This is a genomic window from Bradyrhizobium sp. USDA 4473, assembly GCF_054063335.1.
Map to the genome: position 1 here is coordinate 6,815,725 of NZ_JBSSGE010000001.1, position 21,522 is coordinate 6,837,246.

Genomic DNA, 21,522 nt, shown 5'->3' on the forward strand with positions numbered 1-21,522 from the left:
AGCGCCTCTAGCCTTTCGGATCGGCGGGCGCAGCAGTTTCTTGTTCCGGCGGTTTCATCTTTCGCCACTGCGCCGGCGTCACGCCCATATGGCTCTTGAAGGCGCGCTGAAAGGCGGCCTCCGATTGGTATCCGACCATCTCCGCAACGGCGCCGGTCGAAAGCGATGATCCCTTCAACTCATTTGCTGCGAGCGTCATCCTGATGTCGGTCAGCAGATCGCTCGCCGATCGCCCGAGCTTCTCCTGGAACTGCCGCGCCAGCGTGGCGCGCGACATGTTGCACAGGCGCGCCAGCTCCGGCAGCGGCCATGCGTGCGCAGGCGCGCTGAACATTGCGGCCACCGCCGGCGCAAGCCTGGGATCGCCGACCAGAGCGAGAAGTCCCTGTGATGTTGCATCGATCTCGCTCGCAAGCCGCAACACCAGCGTGAACATTGCCGTCGACAGCGCGTTGAGCATGGCGTGGCCGCCGAGATGATCGTCGGCCGTTTCGCTGCGCATCAGGGACACAAGTCCGGCGAGCTGGGCAGCCGTCCCCTTTTCCGTACCTGCGCCGGCATGCACCACAAGACGCGGCGGAAGATAACTGCGCAACAGACGGTCGTGCGGAGGTGCAATCGCGAAGTGCCCGCACAGCAGGTCAAGCCGCTCGTCCGAGCCGAGGTTTTCGCTGATCGTGAAATTCCGCGCCGCCCGGTTACGCGCCTGCAGCGGCGCCGCCCCGCTTCCGTCGTGCATCACGTGTCGCGGGTTGCCGGGAAGCAGCAGGATGTCTCCGGCCTTCAGCAGCAATGGCTGTCCGCCCGCGGGATCGTCCAGAATCGCCGAGCCGGCAAGCACCGCGTGATAGGGGATCTCGTTGGTCACACCCGGGCCCTGCTCGATACGCCAGGGGACGCTGTAACTGCAGCGAATATCGAGCCGCCCGCGCACCGGCATCATTTCGAACAGCCGACTGAGCCAATCCACCACCAGTTCCCCCGAGGCAATTTATGAGACGATTGAGCATATATTCGAGCAATATGGACATTCAATGTCTCATTTCACGCTCCTATTGTCACTCCGTACTTGCTCACAATCGCAAACATGGAGTTGCATCATGTCTCGCCTCTCAGTCCCTAACCTCGAAACCGATACCGGCCCGTCCGGCCAGATCTACGCCCAGATCAAGAAGGCGGCCGGCAGCGTCCCGAACGCCTATGCGGCCGTCGCCGCCCACGGCCCTGCCGCGCTCAAGTCGATCCTCGCCGCGGATGCGGTGCTGGCCGGCGGCAGCCTGTCCAAGCGCGATCGGGAAATCATCAAGCTCGTGGTCAGCACCGCCGGTGGCTGCGATTACTGTGTCGCCGCGCATTCCCATCTCGCCAAGCTTGCCGGCGTCAAGGCCGACGCATTGAAGCAGATCCGCGACGGCGCACTTACCGGCGATGCCAGGCAGGACACGCTGATCGGCTTCGTTCGCAAGCTCGCGCAGTCGAGCGGCACCGTGAGTGACGAGGACTTCGCCGCGATCAAGGCTGCCGGCTACAGCGACGCGCAACTGGTCGAGATCAGCCTGGCGTTCGCGACCATCATCTTCACCAACGTCTTTAACCGCATCAACGACACCGACATCGACTTCCCCGCCGTCGCGTGAAGCGACCGGGCGATGTCACACAAGGGATCACGACTATGACAACGCTTTCCAGCACAGCTGACAACCGGATTGTTCGCGCACTGTACAGGTCCGGCCTGCTCGCCGAGGATCTCGACTATCACGTCGTCCGCGCCGCGATGGTGATCATGTTCCTGTTCTTCGGGTACCAGAAGTGGTTCCCCTACGAATTCGAACGGCTGGTGCCGTTCATCAGCAACGGGCCGCTGATCTGGTGGCTGTATCCGGCCTTCGGCCATTCCGGCGCCAGCTACTTCCTCGGCGCCTCGGAGTGGACGTTCGGATCCCTGCTGCTCGCAGGCTTCTGGGACAAGCGGCTCGGCGTGCTCGGCGCGCTTGGCTCGACCGGCACCTTCATCGCAACCGTCACCATCATCCCGTTTATGCCCGATGGCTGGGACGTTGCCGCCGGAGGTTTCCCCGCGATGACCGGCAACGTGCCCTTCCTGATGAAGGACGTCGTCCTGCTCGCCGTCTCGCTTTACTTGCTGAGGCAGGACGTGGTTCGTCTGACCAGGCAATAGATCTCGGCTGATCGCGATTGAGCGCCGGTGGGCCCTCGCGCACACCGGCGATCGCGCACGCCGGCGGATTGAGGCGCAGCATCCCTCGAACACGGCAACATGGTGGCCGCTGTTGCTGCGCAGGCACGGCGGCCCAAGGCCGCTTAAGGCCAAGCATAACCCATTGCCGGATTTGCGGAATGGCCTCCGTTCGGCGCGATCGGCGGCGTGGCCTCCCGCCCGGTGCCGGTGCATCGTTTGTTCCCATGCACGAACGGTCCGCAGCCCTCCGCCATGACCATAGTTCCGCCGCGCGGTCTGGGTTACAAAATACGCCGGTGTTGTTCTGGGGTGGGTTGATGAAGAAGGACGACGTCACGTGTCCGCGCTGCGGGGCTGGATTCCGACGCCTTGAGCTGGCATCCGGATCAGCAAGCAAGGGCGAGTATCGCTGCCCGGTCTGCGAGACAACGCTCGAGCAGTTCGAGGGCGACAGGCTCGTTGCCTATCGCCTCACCATCCAGCCTTCCATTCGCGGGTTGAAGACCTGATTGGCGACGGCGCATCGCATGCCGGCGCAATCCCCGATCACGATCTCCGCTTCAAGACATAACAGTCCATGATCCAGCCGTGCTGCGCACGCGCCTCCCGCCGCGCGGCGACGATGCGAGGTCCTGTCTCTGCGAGCTCCCCCGCCATGATGATCTGATCGGACATGCCGAGATAGGCGCCCCACCAGATCGTCAAGCCCGCAGCATCCAGCGTCTGGAAGGCGGCGCCGCCGTCGAGCATTACCACGATGGTATCGACGCCGGCGGGCCAACCGCCCTCGCGCAACCGCCGGCCGGTCGTGACCAGGAATGGCTCGCCGATCTCGTTGAGCGGCAGCGCATGCGCCGCGCACAGCGCCTGGATCGAGGTGATGCCTGGGATCGTTTCGATCGTGGGCTGCGGATCGAGCCGTTGCGCGATCCGCAGGCTCGAATCGTACAGCGAAGGATCGCCCCAGATCAGCAGCGCAACCCGCCCCTCGCCGCCGAGTTGGCGCACGATTTCCTGCGACCAAGTCGCAGCGACCGCATCGTGCCAATCGTCGACGCCCTTGCGGTAGTCCTCCTCGGCGGCGTCACGCACGGGCAGGTCGAATTCGGCCATGCGCGTGCGGTCGTTGCTCAAGGCTTGCGCGCAGATCGTCCGGCGCAATTCGGCGAGGTCCGACTTCGCGGTCCCCTTGCGTGGGATCAGGATCAGGTCGGCGGCGTTGATCGCAGCGATCGCAGCGAGCGTGAGCTGCTGCGGATCGCCGCAACCGATACCAATCAGGGACAGCGTCAACATCGCCGCGTCACTTGTCTTCCGGCGCCAGCGCGCCGAACAGGATGATCGCAGCCGCCGTGGCAATATCGGCATGCGTGAGCTGTTCGGCCAGCTCTGCGATCGTGCTGCGATGAAGCCGCTCGTCGGCATGGCCAAGCGACTCCGCCAGCAGCGCGGGCGTGTCGGGGGAAAGTCCGTGCGCAATCAACTGCGCGGCCAGCGCCGGGAAGGTGCGCCGCCCCATATAGACGACCGTGGTCGCTTCCGGATCGGCCAGCGCCGCCCAATTCAGATCCGCCGGCAACCCGCCGGTGACGTCGGCGCCGGTGACGAACTGCACCCGGCGCGAGGTCAGCCGTCGCGTCAGCGGAATGCCGGCCTGGGCTGCGGCAACCGAGGCCGAGGTCACGCCGGGAATGATCTCGTAGCCGATGCCGGCCGCGCGCAGCGCGCCGATCTCCTCCTCGAGCCGTCCGAAAATGCCGGCGTCGCCGGACTTCAGCCGCACCACCCGCACACCGGTCGCCGCATAATCGACCAGCAGACGGCTGACATGATGCTGCCGTGTCGACAGCCGCCCGGCGCGCTTGCCGACCGCGACGAGATTGGCGCCGGGGCGCGCGAGATCGAGGATCGCGCCCGATGCGAGGTCGTCGTAGAGCACCACGTCGGCCGCGCGCAGCCGCGCGGCGCCTTTCAACGTCAGGAGTTCGGGATCGCCGGGACCGGCCGAGACGAAGGAGACCAAGCCGCTCATCGGTCCTCCGCAATCAGATGGAAGAATGTCCCGGTTGCATTGCCGCGCCGCGATCCGGTCTCCGCAACGATCGCGCCGGCCGCATCGCGCACCACCGCGAGCGGCGTGTCCGGCTGCGCGATGATCGTCGAGTAATGAAACTCGTGGCCGCGCAGGCGCGCACCGGGGCTTTGGCCGGGCATCGGCGAAACGAGCTCGGCAAGCCGGTAACCCAGATGCATGCGCCGCTTGGCATAGCTGGTCTCGAGGCCGAGCAGCCCCGCCATCTGGTGGCGTGCGCCGTCGGCGTCGGTCAACGCTGTGCCCAGTACCATGTAGCCGCCGCACTCGCCATGTACCGCCCTGGTCTCGGCGAAGGAGCGCAAGCCACCGAGGAAACGCCTGCTGGCGGCGAGCTGGCCGGCATGCAGTTCAGGATAGCCGCCAGGCAGGCAGCAGACGTCAGCATTCGCGTCGGGCCCTTCGTCGGCGAGCGGCGAGAACGTCACGATCTCTGCACCGGCCGCGCGCCAGGCTTCCAGCATGTGCGGATAGATGAACGAGAAGGCGGCGTCCCGCGCGAGCGCGATGCGCTGGCCGGGCGGCGTGAAATCCAGGCTGCGCGTGGCCGATTGCGGCGACCAGGGCTGGGCTGATTTCAGCACGGCATCAAGATCGACGTGCTCGGCGATAAAGCGTGCGGCTTCATCGATCAAGCCGTCGATCTCGGCCTGCTCCTCGGCCTGCACCAGGCCGAGATGCCGCTTTGGCAGGGCGATCTCGGCATGGCGCGGCAGTGCACCCAGCACCGGAATGCCCGCATGGTCCATGGCGCTGCGTACCAGGGCTTCGTGCCGGGGACTGGCGACACGATTAAGGACGACGCCGGCCAGCCGGACGCCGGCGCGAAAATCGCGCAATCCCGCCGCGACCGCTGCCGCCGTCTGCGCCTGGCCAGAAGGATCGATCGCCAGCAGCACCGGCCATCCCATCATCTCGGCAATGTCGGCTGTGGCGCCGGTGCCGGACAGGCCACGCGTCGCGACGCCGTCGAACAATCCCATCGAGCCCTCGGCCAGCACGAGGTCGGCGTCGGCACCGCGGCTCGCCAGATGCGCGATCGCATCTGAGGCCATCGCCCAGCTATCGATGTTGACCGACGCACGTCCGGTCGCCACCGCATGAAAGGCCGGATCGATGTAATCCGGCCCGCTCTTGAGGCATTGCACCGTCAGGCCACGATTGCGACAGGCACGCGCCAACGCCAGCGTCAACGTCGTCTTGCCGACTCCCGATGCCGGTGCCGAGATCACGAGCCCCGCGGTCACCGCGATGTTTCCGGAAAGCGCGGCGTCTCTCCCACCGGACGGTAGCGGCGGTCATAATCGGCCGCATAGAGACGGCTTTCGGCGAAATCGCCGGCGCCCAGCGTCCTGCCGACCAGGATCAGCGCGGTGCGTTCGAGCTCAGGACCAACCGCGGCCTCGAGCGTCGCCAGCGTGGCCCGCACGATGCGCTGATCCGGCCAGCTCGCGCGCCAGACGATCGCCACCGGGCAATCCGCGCCATAATGCGGCGTCAGCTCGGCGATGACCTTGTCGAGCAGATGGATCGACAGGTGAATCGCGAGCACCGCGCCGGTCGCGGCAAACGCTGCGAGCGTCTCGCCGTCCGGCATCGCGCTCGCCCGACCCGGCGTGCGCGTCAGCACCACCGATTGCGCCAGGCCGGGCAGCGTGAGCTCCGACTCCAAGGCCGCCGCGGCCGCCGAGAACGCCGGCACGCCCGGTGTCACCGAATAGGGAATGTTCAGCGCGCGCAACCGGCGCAGCTGCTCGCCCATTGCCGACCAGATCGAGAGGTCGCCCGAATGCAGCCGCGCGACATCCTTGCCCTCGGCATGCGCCGCCGCGATCTCGGCGATGATCTCGTCAAGCGACAGCGGCGCGGTGTTGACGATCCGCGCATCCTTCGGGCAATGCGCCAGAACACCCGCGGGCACCAGCGATCCAGCATAGAGACAGACCGGGCACGAGGCGATCAGGTCGCGGCCGCGCAAGGTCAACAGATCGGCAGCGCCAGGCCCGGCGCCGATGAAATGCACCGTCATTCATCGTCTCCTTCCGCGATCGCGGCAGTGGCCATCCGATCCTGCGACGTCGCCCGGACCGCGATCAGGCGCGCATCACGCCCGGCGGCCGCGAGCGCTACGGCTTCGGCCACCGAGCCCGTTCCGAACCTGGCTCTGATCAACTCGGATTGCGTCGTGGTCTTCACGTCAGCCAATAGCTCGGCGGGAATGCCGCAGATCGGCAAACCCAGCTCGCGTGCAAACGCCTTCAATACCACTGCACCCGCCTTGTCACTCACCGTCGCGACTGCCGCGAGGCCTTCGGCACCGCCGGCGGCATCGAGTGCGTCGCGCAGCGACGCGACGCTGGCACTGCTGGTGAATCCCAGGCCCGCGACCTTCATCGGATAGCGCTCCATTGCACGATCGGCCGCGCCGCCTTCCAGGAACGATATCGCCCCAACGGCTCGGCCTGGGCGATCTCGAGGCGCATCAGCTCGCCGCCATGGCGCTGGTGCAGATCGGACAGCAGCGCCTCGGTCTCCAGCGTCACCGCATGCGCCACCAGCCGCGTTCCCGGCGCGATGCGCAGCCAGATCGCATCGAACATCGCAGCATTGAGGCCGCCGCCGATGAACACGGCATCCGGCGCCGCAAGGTCTGACAGAATGCCCGGCGCCTCGCCTTCGATCACGGTGATCCGATGCGCCAGGCCGAAACTCGCCGCATTGCTGCGGATATTGGCGGCGCGTTCGCCGCGGGCTTCGACCGCGATCGCCGTTCCGCCGCACAGCGTCCACTCGATCGAGATCGAGCCCGAGCCGGCGCCGACGTCCCACAGCCGCTCTCCAGGCCGCGGCGCAAGCGCCGACAACGCGAGCGCACGCACCGGCCGCTTGGTCAACTGCCCGTCATGAACAAAGAGCGCATCGGGAAGACCCGAGCTGCGTGCGATCCCCTGGCCTCCCTTCGCCTCCAGCGCAACCGCGACCAGGTCGTCGCCCGTATCGCCTGAAAAACGGTCCGCGCGATGCCGCGTGATAGATTCGCGCGGTCCGCCTAGCGCGGAAAGTATCGACATCGCCGACGGTCCCCAGCCACGTTCGGTGAGCCAGCCCGCCAGATCGGAGGCCGCCTTGCCGTCCCGCAGCAGGCAGATGATCCGTGCGTCGCGCGCCAGATGCGGCAACAACCGCTCGAACGGTGCGGCATGAAGGCCGAGGCAGACGACATTCTCAAGCCGCCAGCCCAAGCGCGCGGCCGCGAGCGAGAATGTGGACGGCGCGGAGTGTGCGATCCATTCGCCGGGTTGCAGCTTCTCGACGAGGCTTCCGCCCGCGCCATGCCAGAACGGATCGCCCGAGGCGAGCACGGCCGTCGGACGGCCGCGGCATTCCAGCACGATGTCCGCATCGAACGGCACCGGCCAGGTAAGCCCGCGATCGGTAATGCCGGCCAGCGCGAGATGCCGTTCGCCGCCGAACACCACCTCCGCTTCACCAAGCGCCTTTCGGCTTGCATCGGAGAGCCCGGCAAGGCCATCTTCGCCGATACCGATGATGGTCAACCAGGGATTACTCATGATGCGCGCCCTGATCCTGGGCGGAACGGCCGATGCCAATTTGCTTGCCGCAGCGATTGCCCGCGCCGGCATCGAGGCGATCTATTCCTACGGCGGCCGTACCGCGGCTCCTGCCGAACAGCCGCTGCCGACGCGGATCGGCGGCTTCGGCGGCGTCAACGGTCTTGCCGATTATCTGGATCGCGAAGCCATCACGCATGTGATCGACGCGACGCATCCGTTCGCGGCCGAAATGACCCGCAATGCGATCGCCGCCTGCGCGCAAACCGGAACACCGTTGCTCGCGCTCGAACGCGCGCCATGGGTGAGAACTTCCGGCGATCGCTGGATCGAGGTCGCCGACATCGCAGCCGCGGTCGCGGCGTTGCCCGAGAGCCACACCAACGTGTTCCTCGCGATCGGCCGTCAGCACATCGCGCCATTCAGCGCGAAACCGCAGCATGCCTATACGCTGCGATTTGTCGATCCGCCGGGGGAAACGCTGCCATTGCCCGATGCAGAGATCATCGTCTCGCGTGGACCATTCACGCTCGAGAACGAACTCGAGATGATGCGCGAGCGTCGCATCGCGTGGATCGTTGCCCGCAACTCCGGCGGAACCGGCGCACGCGCCAAGATCGACGCCGCCCGCGCGCTTGACCTTCCCGTCATCATGATCACGCGGCCGCATCTGCCGGACCGGCCGCGGGTTGAGCGTGTCGGTGACGTGATGGAGTGGCTTGGTCATCGGACCTGCCTCGGCGCATAGACCCAGCGGCCGACCCGCCGCGTCGCCGAATTGCCGACAATCACGAGCGCCCGCATATCGGCCATCTCGGGCCCGGCGTCGCGCAGCTCGACCGTCTCGATCCGTTGCTCGGGCGTGCTGACGGCGCGAGCGAAAATCACGATGCGCTCGCCGCACCCCGCCTCTTTCAAAATCTCGAGCGTCCGCGCAAAGCCATCAGGGCGGCTGGCCGAACGCGGATTGTACATCGCGATCGCGAAGTCGGCTTCAGCGGCGAGCCGCAACCGCTTCTCGATCAGCGGCCATGGCTTGAGATTGTCGGAGAGATTGATTGCGCAGAAATCATGGCCGAGCGGCGCGCCGGCGCTCGCCGCCGCCGCCAGCATCGCGGTCACGCCGGGGAGAACGCGAATCGCGGCGTCGTGCCACTGCGGCGCATCCTCCAGCGCTTCAAACACGGCCGATGCCATCGCGAACACACCGGGATCGCCGGAGGACACCACGACGACGTGGCGCCCCTCGGACGCCAGCCGCAGCGCCTCGCCGGCGCGCTGCAACTCGACGCGATTGTCCGAAGGATGCAGCGTGAGCCCGGCGCGCGGCGGCACGCGCGTCACGTACGGCGCATAGCCGACGATGTCGGTCGCCGCCGCGAGCGCAGCCGTGACTTCCGGCGTGATCAGCGCCTCGTCGCCCGGCCCCAATCCAGCGATGGTCAGCGTGCCGGTCATGGCGCCGCCTCCCTGCGCTGCCCCTGCCCGTGCACCAGCACGATCGCAAAGTACGGAGCGTCGGCCTCGCCGATCTCAGCGAGCCGCGCGACGCGCTGATCCGGCATGGTGCCGCGCTCGACCAGCCACGCATCGTCGAGACGGCCCGCGGAGGCGAGCGCGCGGCGGATCTTCGGAAGATTGCGGCCGGTCTTCATCACGACCAGCGCGTCGGAGCTCCGCATCCGCTGCGCAAGCTCGGCCTCCGGCAGCGTGCCCATCAGGACCGTGGTCACATCGTCGGCGAGCGCGATCGGTCGGCCGACCGCATTCCAGCAGCCGACCATGCCGGGAATGCCGGCGATCACCTCGATTTCGACGCGCCCCTGCAGGCGCGCATGCAGGTGCATGAACGAGCCGTAGAAATAGGGATCGCCCTCGCAAAGCACGATGACATCGCTCTCACGCGCGAGCCGCGCCAGCCGTTCGGCCCATGCGTCATAGAAATCGGCGAGCAGCCGCGCATAATCCGGACTGTCGAACGCGATCTCCGTGGTGACGGGATACTCCATCGGATATTCGTTGACGCTAGCGGCGAGCATGCCTTCGACGATGCGCCGCGCCTGCCCCACCTGTCCCTTCTTGCGGAAGTAGGCGACATGCTTCGCGGCACGCACCGTGCGGTCGGCGCGCACGCTCATCAGGTCCGGATCGCCGGGGCCGAGCCCGCAGCAGATGATGCGTCCCATCGTCATTCGCTCCGGCTCGCCAGCGCATTGACCGCGGCAACCGTGATCGCCGACCCGCCGAGCCGTCCCTCGACGGTCAGCGCCGGCACGGGCGGCCCAGCCATCAATGCCGCCTTGGACTCGGCCGCGCCGACAAAGCCGACCGGACAGCCGATGATCGCCGCCGGCCGTGGGCAATCGGCGTCCTCCAGCATGTTGAGCAGATGAAACAGCGCAGTCGGCGCGTTGCCGATCGCGACGATGGCGCCGCCGAGAAGCGGCCGCCACAGTTCGAGCGCAGCAGCGGAGCGCGTGTTGCGCATCGACTGCGCGAGCGCGGCAATTCTGGGATCACCGAGCGTGCAGATCACGGCGTTGCCGGCCGGCAGCCGTGCGCGCGTGATCCCCTCCGACACCATGCGCGCGTCGCAGAGGATCGGCGCGCCCGCCTGCAAGGCGGCGCGGGCGCGCGCGGCCATTCCGGGCGTGAAGCGGACATACGTCTCCAGGCCCACCATGCCTGCGGCATGAATCATGCGCACGACCACCGGCTCCTCGTCGGGCGTGAAGCGCGCAAGGTCGGCTTCGGACCGGATCGTGGCAAAGGACTGCCGATAGATCGCCGCGCCGTCGGTCTCATAAATGTGCGGCATCAATCGCCTCCCATCAGCACGGAGGGATTGGCGATGATGGCGGCGCTGGTCAGCCCGCGCAGGACCGGCGCATCCCGCGTCGTGCCGCATCGAACGAGATCGAAGCCGTCGCGCGACGCGACGAGGGTGACGTCGGCAGAACCTGAACGGGCACAGCCTTTGGCGCAACCGGAGACGTGGAGCCGGAATTCTGCCGGGATATGCCGCGCGAGCACCGACGCCAGCGTCCGCGTATCGGCATGCGCCTCGGCGCAGCGCGGCGCGCCGCTGCACGCGATCACGCGCAGCGCCGGATCATCGGCCTCAGTGACGAGGTCGATCCGATGGGGTATCTCGCGCATCCCCTCCGCCAGCAGCATCCGCCACGGCGTCATGCGAAGGGCCTGCCCGCAGGCGGCGAGATCGCCGAGCGTCTGGTGCGGCATTTGCCCGAAGGCAATGCCGACCATCGCACCAGTCGGATAGAGGCCCGGCGCAGGCTCTGGCGACCCGGCCACGGGCTCGGCATCGCCACGAAGGGAGCCGGGCAACCTGACGCCACTGGCCAGATGAGCCGCCATCCGTCGTTTCTCGCCCTGAGCGCCGCCGGAGGCGACGAACCATTCGGCCAGCGCCAGTGCCACCTGCACGGCCTCGCTCCGCGTCACTGAAAGCCCGAATTGCGCGCCATCGGCGCGCACCAGCAGTCCCCCGTTGCGATCGCGCTCGATCCTGATATCCGCCGACGCGCGGGCAAGCACGCGCTCGCGGCCATCATCGATCGCGAAGCCGAACTTGGTGGGAAGATCGAGCGAAGCACTGGCAAGTGCGCGCTCAAGCTCGGCAGCAAGCAAGGGCGTATCGTCATCGGTCGTCCAGAACGGCGTCACCAGCACGTTGCGCTGCGCCTCGGTGCCCGAGTCCGCGTCCAGCAAGTCGAGCCCGGCGAGCCCATCGATCAAGGGCGGATAGCCTGCATCGCTAACGCCGCGGATCTGCAGATTGGCACGGCTAGTCAGGTCGATCAGGCCGTTGCCGTATTGCCCCGCCAGCTCTGCAACACCCGCAGCCTGTGCGGCCTCCAGCCTTCCCCCGCGCGGGCGAATGCGCAGCACGAGGCCATCTCCCGACTGCATCGGCCGCAGCGCGCCGGGGCACCAGCCCTTGACCGCGATCGCGCTCATGAGGCCTCCTGCAACGCCGCCGCGATCGAGTTCCGCCGCGTCTGCCACAGCGAGGCGTCACGCAAGCGGGTGAAGCAGGTCTCGATCGCTGCCAGCGCCGCCGGATTCTCCCGCGCCATGAACGTGCGAACCTCGTCATTGCCGAGCGTCGCATCGTAATAAAGATCGAACAGATGCGGTGGCACCGCGCCGGCAAGATGCGCGAACGCCGCCATGTGCTCAAGCGTCGCTGATATCTCGGCAGCACCACGGAAGCCATGGCGCATCATGCCGGCGATCCAGGCCGGATTGGCGGCGCGCGAGCGCACCACCCGCGAGATCTCCTCGGTCAGTGAGCGGGCATGCGGCTGATCCGGCCGTGTTGCATCGAGGTGATAGAGCGACGGGGCCGTTGCGCCGAGCCGCCGGGCCGCGGCGGCGATGCCGGCCTCATGCGCGGCGTAGTCGGCGGCCAGCAGCAAATCGGTCTCCGGCAAATCCTGGGTATGAACAAAACTGTCGGCAGCAGCGAGCCTGGCTTCGATGCCGGCACGATCAGGCCGCATCTCGCCGTCGGCCGCGAGCGCCCACGACGATGCCGACAACCAGGCTTCGCCGGCCGCCTCGCGCGCCTCCGGCGTAAAGACATCAAGGATCGACGCAATGCCGGCCCCATAGTGTCCGGGGCGTGGGCCGAACACGCGCGAGATGCGCTGCCGGTAAGGATTCTCGTCGCCCTCATCGTTGCGCTCGGACAACGCCTCGCTCGCCGCTTCGAACAATTGGGCCAGCCCGGAAAAGACGTCGCGGAACAAGCCCGACACGCGCAGCGTGACGTCGATGCGAGGACGGCCGAGCTCCGCCGGCGCAATGATGTCGTAGCCCGATACCCGGCCCGACCCGTGATCCCAGCGCGGCGCGATGCCGGCGAGATGCAGGGCCATCGCGAAATCCTCACCGGCGGTGCGCATCGTCGACGATCCCCAGAGATCGACGACCAGTCCTTTCGGCCAGTCGCCGTGATCCTGCAAATGACGACGCAGCAGCTCCTCGGCAAGCCTCACGCCCTGCGCATGCGCCGACGGCGTCGGCACCGCGCGCGGATCGACCGCAAACAGATTGCGCCCGGTCGGCAGCACGTCGCTGCGCCCGCGATAGGGCGATCCCGCCGGTCCCGGCGCGACACGCCCCCCCGCAAGCGCCGCGCGCAACGCGGCCTTCTCCGCGTCGGCGCAAGCGCCCTGCCCGAACACATGCAGGCCGTCGCCAAATTGGCTTTCCTTGAGATCGCAGACGAAACGATCAATCTGCGGAATCGCTTCGGCTGCGGAAATCGAGGTTGCGAAACCGAGATCCTCCTCCAGACCGGCGATCCGCGCTTCCTCGCGGATCGCAGCAATCAGGCGCTGCCGCCGCGCCGGATCGAGGCCGTCAGCGGTCGAATATTCATCGAGCAGGCGCTCGAGTCTGCGCAAGCCTTCCGGGACCGCGGCCTGCGCCAGCGGCGGCGGCAGATGACCGATCGTCACCGCACCGATCCGGCGCTTGGCCTGCGCCGCCTCGCCGGGATCGTTGACGATGAAGGGATAGACGACGGGCAGATCGCCGATCAGCGCCTCCGGCCAGCACACGGGCGACAGCGCAACCGATTTGCCGGGTAGCCATTCCAGCGTACCATGCGCGCCCATATGGACCACGGCATCGATGCCCTGCTGCCGTAGCCACAGATAAAACGCGACATAGGCATGGCGCGGCGTGCGCGAGAGATCGTGATAATCGGCGTCGCGCTGGCCAACCTCACCGCGCTCCGGCTGAACCACAATGACCGACTTGCCACATTCGATCGCGGCGAAATGAAAGGCGCCGTCTCGGCAATCCGGATCATCCTCCGCCGCGCCCCATGCGCGCGCGAGATCGTCCTGTAACTGCTGCGGGAGGCTGGAGATCGCCGCGCGATAGTCGGCGACGCCCCATGTTAGTTTCGAGCGGAGCAGCACCTCGCCCAGCGACTCCACCGGCGCAAGATCAAATCCCGCGGCCGCGAGATCGGCCAGCAATGTCTCGACCGAAGCAAGCGCATCGAGGCCCACGGCATGCGCGATCTGATGCGGACGGCCCGGGTAGTTCGAGAGCACGAGCGCGAGCGTCTTGTCTTGCGCCGGCTTGCTCGCAAGTCGATGCCAGGCTGCGACGCGCGCGACAACAGCTGCGACGCGCTCGGCATCCGGCCGATGTGCCAGATGCGCGAACTGCAGATCGGCATCGCGCTCGCCCGGTGATTTGAAGCTGACGACGCCGGCAAACAGGCGGCCGTCGACCTCCGGCAGCACGACATGCATCGCCAAATCGCCGGGCGAAAGGCCACGCAGCGACTCCGTCCAATCCTCGCGCCGCGCCGTGGATAGGGCGACCTGGAACACCGGACACGCTACGGCGTCGAACGGGCTCGTGCCGTCATCGCCAGCCGCGGAGAACGCGGTTGCGTTGACAATGGCGGCCGGCGTGGATCGCGCGAACTGCGCGCGCAGCCAATCGGCGACACCAGCCGCCTTCAGCGACGTGACGAAGACGCCGTGGGCATCGAATCCCTTCGCCCGCAATGCATCGATCAGTGCATCGACCGGCGCCGTGTCGCCGGCCGCCAGATACGAACGATAGAAGGTCACCAGCACGAGCGGCCGGCCATCCGACGCCGGCAGCGCCGCGACCGCACCGCGCCCGGAATCGTAGACGCCGATCTCGGGAAGATCGATCTCGCCGACAACAGGTCCGGCATAGAGCCCGGACGCCAGCGCCAGTTGCGCGATCACGGCCTGTGCGGCAACGGGGCCGCCCTTGTCGCACAGCACTTTCAGGCGACGCAGTGTCGAGACCGGCAAGGTCGAAAATTCATCAAGCCGCAGATCGTCGCGTCCGTCCGCCGGCAGCACCACCAAAGCGATGCCGCGTTCCTTTGCCAGACGGTGCACCGCGGCCAGCCCGTATGACCAATAGGGCTCGCCGCCGATCAGCCGGATCAGGATGCCGCGCGCGTGCGACAGCGTCCGCTCGATATAGGTGTCGACCGACAGCGGATGGCGCAGCTCCGCGAGATTGGCGAGCCGCAGCGGCGGCAGCGCGGCGCGGCCGCGACGCCAACCGGCCGCGAACGCAGCGAGATCGCTGTCGGAAAACGACAACACCACGAGATCGGCCGGATCCTGGCCGAGGTCCCTTGGCGTTGCGGTCTCTTCAAGGCCGCGGCTCTCGCGGAAGACGACATGCATCAGACACCAAGCCGCGCCCTGATCGCGGATTCATCGATATCGCCGTGTTCGCCGATCACGACCAGCTTCGACTGCCGCGGGCGCATGCCCCAAGGCATGTCGAACTGATGCCGCACCCGCTCGCCGACCGATTGCACCAGCAACCGCATCGGCTTGCCTTCGACCGCGATATAGCCTTTGGCGCGCAGCACGTTCTGCTCGCGCGCCAACCCCTTGATCGAGGCCACCAACGCATCGATATCCGTAACCTCCGGAAGATCGATCACCACCGAATTGAAATCGTCGTGCTCGTGCTCCTCCTCGCCGTCGTGATGCGAGGGCCGTGACGCGAGGTCATCCTCCGCCGCCGCCTCAAGGCCCAGGATCACGCGGGCATCGATGGCACCGTCGACGATCGGCAGCATCGGCACCTCGCGCGGCATCTCGGCCGCGATCACTTCTTTCGCCGCCTTGATCCCCTCCGCCCCGGCGAGATCGGCCTTGGTCAGCAGCACGACATCGGCACAGGCGATCTGGTCCTCGAACACCTCCGACAGTGCCGTCTCGTGATCGAGATTCTCATCGGCCGCGCGTTGCGCGTCGACCGCGGCCACGTCAGGCGCAAAGCGGCCGGCGGCGACGGCCTCGGCATCGGCCAGCGCGATCACGCCGTCGACCGTGATCCGCGAACGGATCTCCGGCCAGTCGAACGCCTTGAGCAACGGCTTCGGCAAAGCGAGGCCCGATGTCTCGATCACGATGTGATCGGGCTTCACGGGTCGCGCCAACAACTGCTCCATCGCCGGGATGAAATCGTCGGCGACGGTGCAGCAGATGCAGCCATTGGCGAGCTCGACGATGTTCTCGCTCGGGCAATTGGCATCGGCGCAGGATTTCAGGATGTCGCCATCGACACCTTCGCTGCCGAATTCGTTGACCAGCACCGCGAGCTTCTTGCCGTTGGCGTTGCGGATCAGGTGCTGGATCAGCGTCGTCTTGCCGGATCCGAGAAAGCCGGTCACGACGGTGACCGGAACCTTGGCGAGGGTAGTCATTCGGCGGCCTCCGGCACGACGGGAAGAGGTGGAATGCGGGCGAGCGATTGCTTGCGGAAGATTTCGGGACGGCTGCGCCACGGCACGATGCCGTCGGGCGCCGCCGCATAGGCGGACGCGCCGGCGATCACATCCCTGGCATTGGCTTCGGATAAGCGGCCGTAGACATAGGACCATCGCCCCGGCGCGCTGAGCGCGACCGAGCAGCCCTGGCTGCACGCCGACAGGCATTCCACGGGAACCAGATTGACGTCATCGGGCACGCCAGCCTCGACGAGGGCGGCATGCAGGCGCGCACCGGGCGCGGCCTCACCTTCGCCCAGCGTCTGGCCGGCGCGGCAGGTGATACAGACATGAAGTGTAACGCTCATCGCCCTTCCTGGATTGACAACGGGAAGCGATGAGGCACACGAACCGATGCGAACAGGTTCGTTCCCCGTCGCGGAACACCCCGTCCGCCGGTCTCACAACTGCTGCGCTGGCAGGTCTCCCGGCTTGCGGAGCAGGATTTCTCCCTTCGATCCCCGCCTTCCCGATCCCCTTGGGGAATCAGTGGCTTTGGGCATCTCTCCGGTCACGGTCGCGGGGGCGGCTGCTTTTCAGGCCCGACTTGAGCCCTATCGCATTCCCTCTTCGCCTGTCATAGGACAGGAACCAACGCGGGCCCACCATTCGTCCGCGGCTCGAACTTGTCAAGCCGAAGGAACGCCATGACGTCTGAAGGAAACGGGGCCGAAGACGAGATCGTCAGCAGCGATGCGTCGCTGGACGCGCGCCACGCGACCAAGATGGCGAAAAAGAAGGTCGCCCGCGACAAGATCATGGCGACCAAGAGCGGCGAAAAGGGCCTGATCATCGTTCATACCGGCGCCGGCAAGGGAAAATCGTCCTCGGCCTTCGGCATGATCGTGCGCTGCGTCGCGCACGGCTTTCCCTGCGCCGTGGTGCAATTCATCAAGGGCGCCTGGGATACCGGCGAACGCCGCCTGCTCACCGGGCATTTCGGCGACCTCTGTCAATTCCACGCGATGGGCGAAGGTTTTACCTGGGAAACGCAGGATCGCGCCCGAGACATTGCAGCCGCCCAAGCGGGCTGGGAAAAGGCCAAGCAGCTGATCGCCGACCCGAGCCTGCGTATGGTGGTGCTCGACGAGATCAACATCGCGTTGCGCTACGACTATCTCGCAATCGCCGATGTCGTCCAATTCCTCACGACGTCGAAGCCGCCGATGACACATGTCGTGCTCACCGGACGCAACGCCAAGGACGAATTGATCGAGATCGCCGATCTCGTCACCGAGATGACGCTGGTGAAGCATCCGTTCCGCTCCGGCATCAAGGCGCAGCCGGGCGTCGAGTTCTGACGGACAGCACCATGGCGCGCGCGTTGATGATCCAGGGAGCGGGCTCGGACGTGGGCAAGTCGCTCATCGTCGCCGGCCTCGCGCGCGCTGCCACGCGACGCGGCTTCCGCGTGCTGCCGTTCAAGCCGCAGAACATGTCGAACAACGCGGCCGTGACCATCGACGGCGGCGAGATCGGACGCGCGCAGGCCTTGCAGGCGCTCGCCGCTGGCGTCGAGCCGCACACCGATATGAACCCGGTGCTGCTGAAGCCGGAAACCGATGTCGGTGCCCAGATCATCGTGCACGGCAAGCGCATCGCGACCGCCCGCGCGCGCGACTATGCCGTCATGAAGCCGTCGCTGATGGGCGCAGTGCTGGAGAGCTTTGAGCGGCTGAAGGCGCGCGCCGACCTGGTGATGGTCGAAGGCGCCGGAAGCCCGGCCGAGGTTAACCTGCGCAAGTCCGACATCGCCAATATGGGCTTTGCGCGCCGAGCCGATGTCCCGGTGGTGCTGGTCGGCGACATCGACCGCGGCGGCGTGATCGCGCAGCTCGTCGGCATCAGGACGGTGATCGATCCCGACGATGCCGCGATGATCCAGGGTTTTGTCATCAACAAATTCCGAGGTGATCTCTCGCTGTTCGATGACGGCTACCGCCTGATCGAAGCCCGCACCGCCTGGCGCGGCTTTGGCGTGCTGCCGTGGTTCGCTCGCGCCGGCGAGTTGCCTGCCGAAGACGCGCTCGGGCTCGGCGAGGCGCGCAGGCCCGGCCGATGCAAGATCGCCTTTCTGGCGCTGTCGCGGATCGCCAATTTCGACGATCTCGATCCGCTCAAGCTCGAACCCGACGTCGATCTCGTGATGGTGCGTCCAGGTCAAGCCATTCCGGGCGATGCGCGGCTCGTCATCCTGCCCGGCTCGAAATCGACCCGCGGCGACCTCGCCTTCCTGCGTGCGCAGGGCTGGGATATCGATCTGCTCGCGCATCATCGCCGTGGCGGCCATGTGCTGGGTCTGTGCGGCGGGTACCAGATGCTTGGACAGATCGTCGCCGACCCCGAGGGGATCGAGGGTCCTGCCGGCGAAACGCGCGGCCTCGGGCTGCTCGATGTCACGACCACCATGACCGAGCAGAAGACGTTGACCCGCGTCAGTGCGGTACACGCCGCGACCGGCCAGCCGATCAGCGCCTACGAAATCCATATCGGGCGCACCGACGGCACGGATCGCGCGCGGCCTTTTGCATCGCTCGACGGCGTGGCTGAAGGCGCGGTGTCCGCCGACGGACGCGTTCACGGCAGCTATCTACACGGCCTGTTCACCTCGGACGATTTCCGCACGGCCTTCCTCGCACGGCTCGACATCCCCGCCGCTGATCAGCCCTATGGCGCCAGGGTCGAGAGCGCGCTCGACGCGCTGGCCGAACACATCGAGACCCATCTCGATGTCGAAGGCCTGCTGGCGCTGGCGCGCTAAACCGACAGCGCAGCGGAAAGACGTGACCATTCAGTCTCGCTGCCCGGCAGGCCCAAGCGCAGCCAGCCCGGCTTCTGCTGGAAGACGCGCGACCAGATTTGCGCACGGGCCAACTTCGCCTGCGCAGCCAGCGCATCGCCGACGTCGTAGAGGCGAAACAGCGACGTGCCGCCGACCAGCTTCCAGCCCTGCACTTGCGTTTCTGTATCGAGCCTGACGCAGTCATCCGCCAGACGTGCAGCGGTGGCCTTGGCCCAGTCCTGATCGAGCAAGGCGCGCCGTCCGATCGCAATTGCGGCGCCCGAAACCGGCCATGGGCCCACCATCGCGGCAAGCGCGGTGATGACAGCCTCGCCGCCAACGGCGAAGCCGAGCCGCAGGCCGGCGAGCCCGTAGAACTTGCCGAATGAGCGCAGGATCAGGAGGCCTGCTCGTCCCGCTTCCGGTGCAAGCGACAGGTCGGGCACGGCATCCGCAAAACTCTCGTCGATCACGAGCCGGCCGACGCGCGGCAGCAGCGCGAGCAGTTCGCGCCGGTCATGCTGCCGTCCATCGGGATTGTTCGGATTGACGACGACGGCAAGATCGGCGCCCGCGAGCGCGGCGAGATCGGACACCTCGGCGACATCCCAACCTGCCGCCGACAACACCGCGGCATATTCATTATAGGTCGGCGCCAGGATGCGCGCGCGTCCGCGCGGCGCCAGATGGGGCAACAACTGAATGGCGGCCTGCGCACCGCCCATCGCCACGATCGGCGCCTCTGTCCCATAGGCATGACGCGCGGCGGCGTGCAGCGATTCAATCTCGGATCGCGACGGCAACGCACTCCATTGCCGCGGCTCCACATCGACCAAGGGATAAGGCACCCGATTGATCCCGGTCGACAGGTCGATCCATTCTTCCGCAGCGCCGCCGAAGCGTTGCCGGGCGACGTCCAGATTTCCGCCGTGCTCTCGCATGTGCCGCTCTTACAGCAACGCCAGGGCGACGAACACCCCGGCCAGCAGCATCATGGCATGACGATAAAGCTGCAGCCCCGCGAAGATGTCGACGGCAAGCGGATCACGCGCCCCCTCATTCAGCCACGGCTCATCCGCGACGTGACCGTGATAGATCCGGGGGCCGCTGAGCCGCACGCCGAGCGCGCCGGCCATCGCCGCTTCCGGCCAACCGGCATTCGGCGAGCGATGGCGGCGCGCATCGCGCAGCATGCATGTCCATGCCCACGAACGGTTCGGGGCGAGCAGCACGAACAAGAGGCCGCTCAACCGTGCCGGTATGAGATTGGCGAGATCGTCGATCCGGGCGGCGGCCCAGCCGAAGGCCTCGTGCCGCTCGCTGCGATGCCCGATCATGGAGTCCAGCGTGTTGATCGCCTTGTAGCCCAAAATTCCCGGCAGGCCGAACAGCGCGCCCCAAAACACCGGCGCCACGATGCCGTCGGAGGCATTCTCGGCGAGGCTCTCGATGGTCGCGCGCGCGATGCCAGCGTCGTCGAGCGTTGCCGGATCGCGGCCGACGATCTGCGCGACCGCCAGACGTGCGGCCGCAACGTCGCCGGAGGCGAGCGGACTGGCCACCGCAGCGACGTGGTCATGCAGCGAGCGCAACGCCACCAGCGGCCACGCCAGAACACCCACAAGAACAACGCGCACCCAGCCAGATGCGAGCGCGGACTGAACCGACCAACCGATTGCCGTCGCCGCTGCGATCACCAGGATGGCAGCCGCAATGCCCGCCCCGCGCCGAAGCGCAGGCGCGTCAGCGTCCCGGTTCCAGCTGCGGTCGAGAAGATTGATCAGCCGGCCGAGCCAGGTCACGGGATGCCCGATACGGGCAAACAACGCGGACGGCCAGCCGATCAAGGCATCCACAGCCATCGCCACCGCCATCGCTCCCGCAAAAAACACGCGCCTTCTCCTTGCCGCGATCCCCTGATGCGCAAGGCATCGGCCGAGTGCAAGCCCTCCGAGGCAGATTTCGGCTTTGTGTTTCCCCGCGATTGGTGGTTAGAGCGGACGTAACAGGAGATCATATGGCCGTCATTCTGATCACGGGTGGAGCACGCTCCGGGAAAAGCCGGCGCGCCGAGCTGCGTGCGCAGAGCTTTCCGGGACAGCCGGTCTATATCGCCACCGCCGAGGCGCTCGATGCCGAAATGGCGGAGCGGATATCAAAACATCGCGCGCGGCGCGGCAACGACTGGATCGAGCGCGAGGTGCCGCTCGACCTCGTGGAGGCACTGGCCGCGACCGATGGCGGCGGCGCAAGGCTGGTCGATTGCCTGACGCTGTGGCTGTCCAATTTGCTGCATGCAGAGCGCGATTGGTCGCGCGAGGTCGCGCGGCTGGCAGAAGTGCTGCCGCGGCAGCACAGCCCGGTCATTTTCGTCACCAACGAGGTCGGTCTCGGCATCGTGCCCGACAATGCACTGGCGCGGATGTTTCGCGATGCCGCCGGCTTGATGAATCAAACCATCGCCGCTGCGGCCGACGAGGTCGAGTTCGTCGTTGCGGGCCTGCCCATGAAGCTCAAGTAATGAAGCTTGAACGGACTCCGAGATCGAACCAG

General features: G+C 66.9%; 23 protein-coding genes and 1 riboswitch. Of the genes, 7 read left to right on the plus strand and 16 right to left on the minus strand.

Annotation, left to right across the window (positions count from 1 at the left end; genetic code table 11):
• Window positions 1-7: 7 nt before the first annotated feature.
• Complete coding sequence (locus ACVW17_RS32200) at window positions 8-970, minus strand: AraC family transcriptional regulator (protein WP_456755622.1); 963 nt, start codon at window positions 968-970, stop codon at window positions 8-10.
• A 130-nt stretch (window positions 971-1,100) separates the two neighbouring features.
• Here ACVW17_RS32200 and ACVW17_RS32205 point away from each other — a divergent pair, with 130 nt between their 5' ends.
• From ACVW17_RS32205 to ACVW17_RS32215, 3 genes are all read left to right on the plus strand, one after another.
• Window positions 1,101-1,637, plus strand: coding sequence for a carboxymuconolactone decarboxylase family protein (locus tag ACVW17_RS32205; RefSeq protein WP_456755623.1), 537 nt, complete (start codon window positions 1,101-1,103; stop codon window positions 1,635-1,637).
• 35 nt (window positions 1,638-1,672) lie between these two features.
• On the plus strand, window positions 1,673-2,179 hold the full coding sequence (locus ACVW17_RS32210) for a YkgB family protein (RefSeq protein ID WP_456755624.1): 507 nt from the start codon (window positions 1,673-1,675) through the stop codon (window positions 2,177-2,179).
• 338 nt (window positions 2,180-2,517) lie between these two features.
• Complete coding sequence (locus tag ACVW17_RS32215; RefSeq protein ID WP_456755625.1) at window positions 2,518-2,709, plus strand: hypothetical protein; 192 nt, start codon at window positions 2,518-2,520, stop codon at window positions 2,707-2,709.
• A gap of 37 nt (window positions 2,710-2,746) precedes the next feature.
• Here ACVW17_RS32215 and cobF read toward each other — a convergent pair whose 3' ends face one another.
• The 6 genes from cobF to cbiE are packed head-to-tail and all read right to left on the minus strand — an operon-like array spanning window position 2,747 to window position 7,864.
• Window positions 2,747-3,496, minus strand: a complete 750-nt coding sequence (cobF, locus tag ACVW17_RS32220; protein ID WP_456798289.1) for a precorrin-6A synthase (deacetylating) — start codon at window positions 3,494-3,496, stop codon at window positions 2,747-2,749.
• A 7-nt stretch (window positions 3,497-3,503) separates the two neighbouring features.
• A complete protein-coding gene (gene cobA, locus ACVW17_RS32225; RefSeq protein ID WP_456755627.1) occupies window positions 3,504-4,232 on the minus strand; it encodes a uroporphyrinogen-III C-methyltransferase in 729 nt (242 codons plus the stop codon).
• Entirely contained in the window at window positions 4,229-5,539 is a 1,311-nt protein-coding gene (locus ACVW17_RS32230) for a cobyrinate a,c-diamide synthase (RefSeq protein WP_456798290.1), read from the minus strand. Before ACVW17_RS32230 ends, cobA begins: the two co-directional genes overlap by 4 nt.
• Window positions 5,536-6,321: a precorrin-4 C(11)-methyltransferase gene (gene cobM, locus ACVW17_RS32235; RefSeq protein WP_456755629.1), complete on the minus strand. Its 786-nt coding sequence runs from the start codon at window positions 6,319-6,321 to the stop codon at window positions 5,536-5,538. Before cobM ends, ACVW17_RS32230 begins: the two co-directional genes overlap by 4 nt.
• Complete coding sequence (locus tag ACVW17_RS32240; RefSeq protein ID WP_456756575.1) at window positions 6,318-6,686, minus strand: cobalamin biosynthesis protein; 369 nt, start codon at window positions 6,684-6,686, stop codon at window positions 6,318-6,320. Before ACVW17_RS32240 ends, cobM begins: the two co-directional genes overlap by 4 nt.
• Window positions 6,683-7,864 carry a precorrin-6y C5,15-methyltransferase (decarboxylating) subunit CbiE gene (gene cbiE / locus ACVW17_RS32245; RefSeq protein ID WP_456798291.1) on the minus strand — a complete coding sequence of 394 codons (1,182 nt, stop codon included), beginning with the start codon at window positions 7,862-7,864 and terminating at the stop codon, window positions 6,683-6,685. Before cbiE ends, ACVW17_RS32240 begins: the two co-directional genes overlap by 4 nt.
• Between cbiE and ACVW17_RS32250 the strand changes: the two genes are divergently transcribed.
• Complete coding sequence (locus ACVW17_RS32250; protein ID WP_456755631.1) at window positions 7,863-8,612, plus strand: cobalt-precorrin-6A reductase; 750 nt, start codon at window positions 7,863-7,865, stop codon at window positions 8,610-8,612. The genes cbiE and ACVW17_RS32250 overlap by 2 nt on opposite strands.
• On the opposite strand, the gene cobJ is transcribed toward ACVW17_RS32250, so the two are convergent.
• The 7 genes from cobJ to ACVW17_RS32285 are packed head-to-tail and all read right to left on the minus strand — an operon-like array spanning window position 8,588 to window position 16,495.
• Complete coding sequence (gene cobJ / locus ACVW17_RS32255; RefSeq protein WP_456798292.1) at window positions 8,588-9,322, minus strand: precorrin-3B C(17)-methyltransferase; 735 nt, start codon at window positions 9,320-9,322, stop codon at window positions 8,588-8,590. The genes ACVW17_RS32250 and cobJ overlap by 25 nt on opposite strands.
• Window positions 9,319-10,050, minus strand: a complete 732-nt coding sequence (locus tag ACVW17_RS32260; protein WP_456755633.1) for a precorrin-2 C(20)-methyltransferase — start codon at window positions 10,048-10,050, stop codon at window positions 9,319-9,321. The genes cobJ and ACVW17_RS32260 overlap by 4 nt, the downstream gene beginning before the upstream one ends.
• Window positions 10,051-10,052: 2 nt before the next feature.
• Window positions 10,053-10,682 carry a precorrin-8X methylmutase gene (locus ACVW17_RS32265; RefSeq protein WP_456755634.1) on the minus strand — a complete coding sequence of 210 codons (630 nt, stop codon included), beginning with the start codon at window positions 10,680-10,682 and terminating at the stop codon, window positions 10,053-10,055.
• A complete protein-coding gene (gene cobG / locus ACVW17_RS32270; RefSeq protein WP_456798293.1) occupies window positions 10,682-11,845 on the minus strand; it encodes a precorrin-3B synthase in 1,164 nt (387 codons plus the stop codon). The genes ACVW17_RS32265 and cobG overlap by 1 nt, the downstream gene beginning before the upstream one ends.
• Window positions 11,842-15,090, minus strand: coding sequence for a cobaltochelatase subunit CobN (gene cobN / locus ACVW17_RS32275; protein ID WP_456798294.1), 3,249 nt, complete (start codon window positions 15,088-15,090; stop codon window positions 11,842-11,844). Before cobN ends, cobG begins: the two co-directional genes overlap by 4 nt.
• A complete protein-coding gene (gene cobW, locus ACVW17_RS32280) occupies window positions 15,090-16,124 on the minus strand; it encodes a cobalamin biosynthesis protein CobW (protein WP_456798295.1) in 1,035 nt (344 codons plus the stop codon). Before cobW ends, cobN begins: the two co-directional genes overlap by 1 nt.
• Window positions 16,121-16,495, minus strand: a complete 375-nt coding sequence (locus ACVW17_RS32285) for a DUF1636 family protein (RefSeq protein WP_456798296.1) — start codon at window positions 16,493-16,495, stop codon at window positions 16,121-16,123. The genes cobW and ACVW17_RS32285 overlap by 4 nt, the downstream gene beginning before the upstream one ends.
• 92 nt (window positions 16,496-16,587) lie before the next feature.
• Window positions 16,588-16,798: riboswitch (cobalamin riboswitch) on the minus strand.
• 36 nt (window positions 16,799-16,834) lie between these two features.
• Between ACVW17_RS32285 and cobO the strand changes: the two genes are divergently transcribed.
• Together cobO and ACVW17_RS32295 are read left to right on the plus strand one after the other, a co-directional pair.
• A complete protein-coding gene (gene cobO, locus ACVW17_RS32290) occupies window positions 16,835-17,488 on the plus strand; it encodes a cob(I)yrinic acid a,c-diamide adenosyltransferase (protein ID WP_456798297.1) in 654 nt (217 codons plus the stop codon).
• An 11-nt stretch (window positions 17,489-17,499) separates the two neighbouring features.
• A complete protein-coding gene (locus tag ACVW17_RS32295; RefSeq protein WP_456798298.1) occupies window positions 17,500-18,948 on the plus strand; it encodes a cobyric acid synthase in 1,449 nt (482 codons plus the stop codon).
• Here the strand turns inward: ACVW17_RS32295 and cobD are convergent.
• Both cobD and cbiB read right to left on the minus strand, forming a co-directional pair.
• Window positions 18,945-19,910 (minus strand): threonine-phosphate decarboxylase CobD, encoded by a 966-nt coding sequence (cobD, locus tag ACVW17_RS32300; protein WP_456798299.1) that lies wholly within the window; start codon window positions 19,908-19,910, stop codon window positions 18,945-18,947. The two genes, ACVW17_RS32295 and cobD, sit on opposite strands and share 4 nt — an antisense overlap.
• Window positions 19,911-19,919: 9 nt before the next feature.
• Complete coding sequence (gene cbiB / locus ACVW17_RS32305; RefSeq protein ID WP_456798300.1) at window positions 19,920-20,843, minus strand: adenosylcobinamide-phosphate synthase CbiB; 924 nt, start codon at window positions 20,841-20,843, stop codon at window positions 19,920-19,922.
• Window positions 20,844-20,986: 143 nt separating this feature from the next.
• On the opposite strand from cbiB, the gene cobU reads away from it, so the two are divergent.
• Entirely contained in the window at window positions 20,987-21,490 is a 504-nt protein-coding gene (gene cobU / locus ACVW17_RS32310) for a bifunctional adenosylcobinamide kinase/adenosylcobinamide-phosphate guanylyltransferase (RefSeq protein WP_456755643.1), read from the plus strand.
• Window positions 21,491-21,522 lie beyond the last annotated feature (32 nt).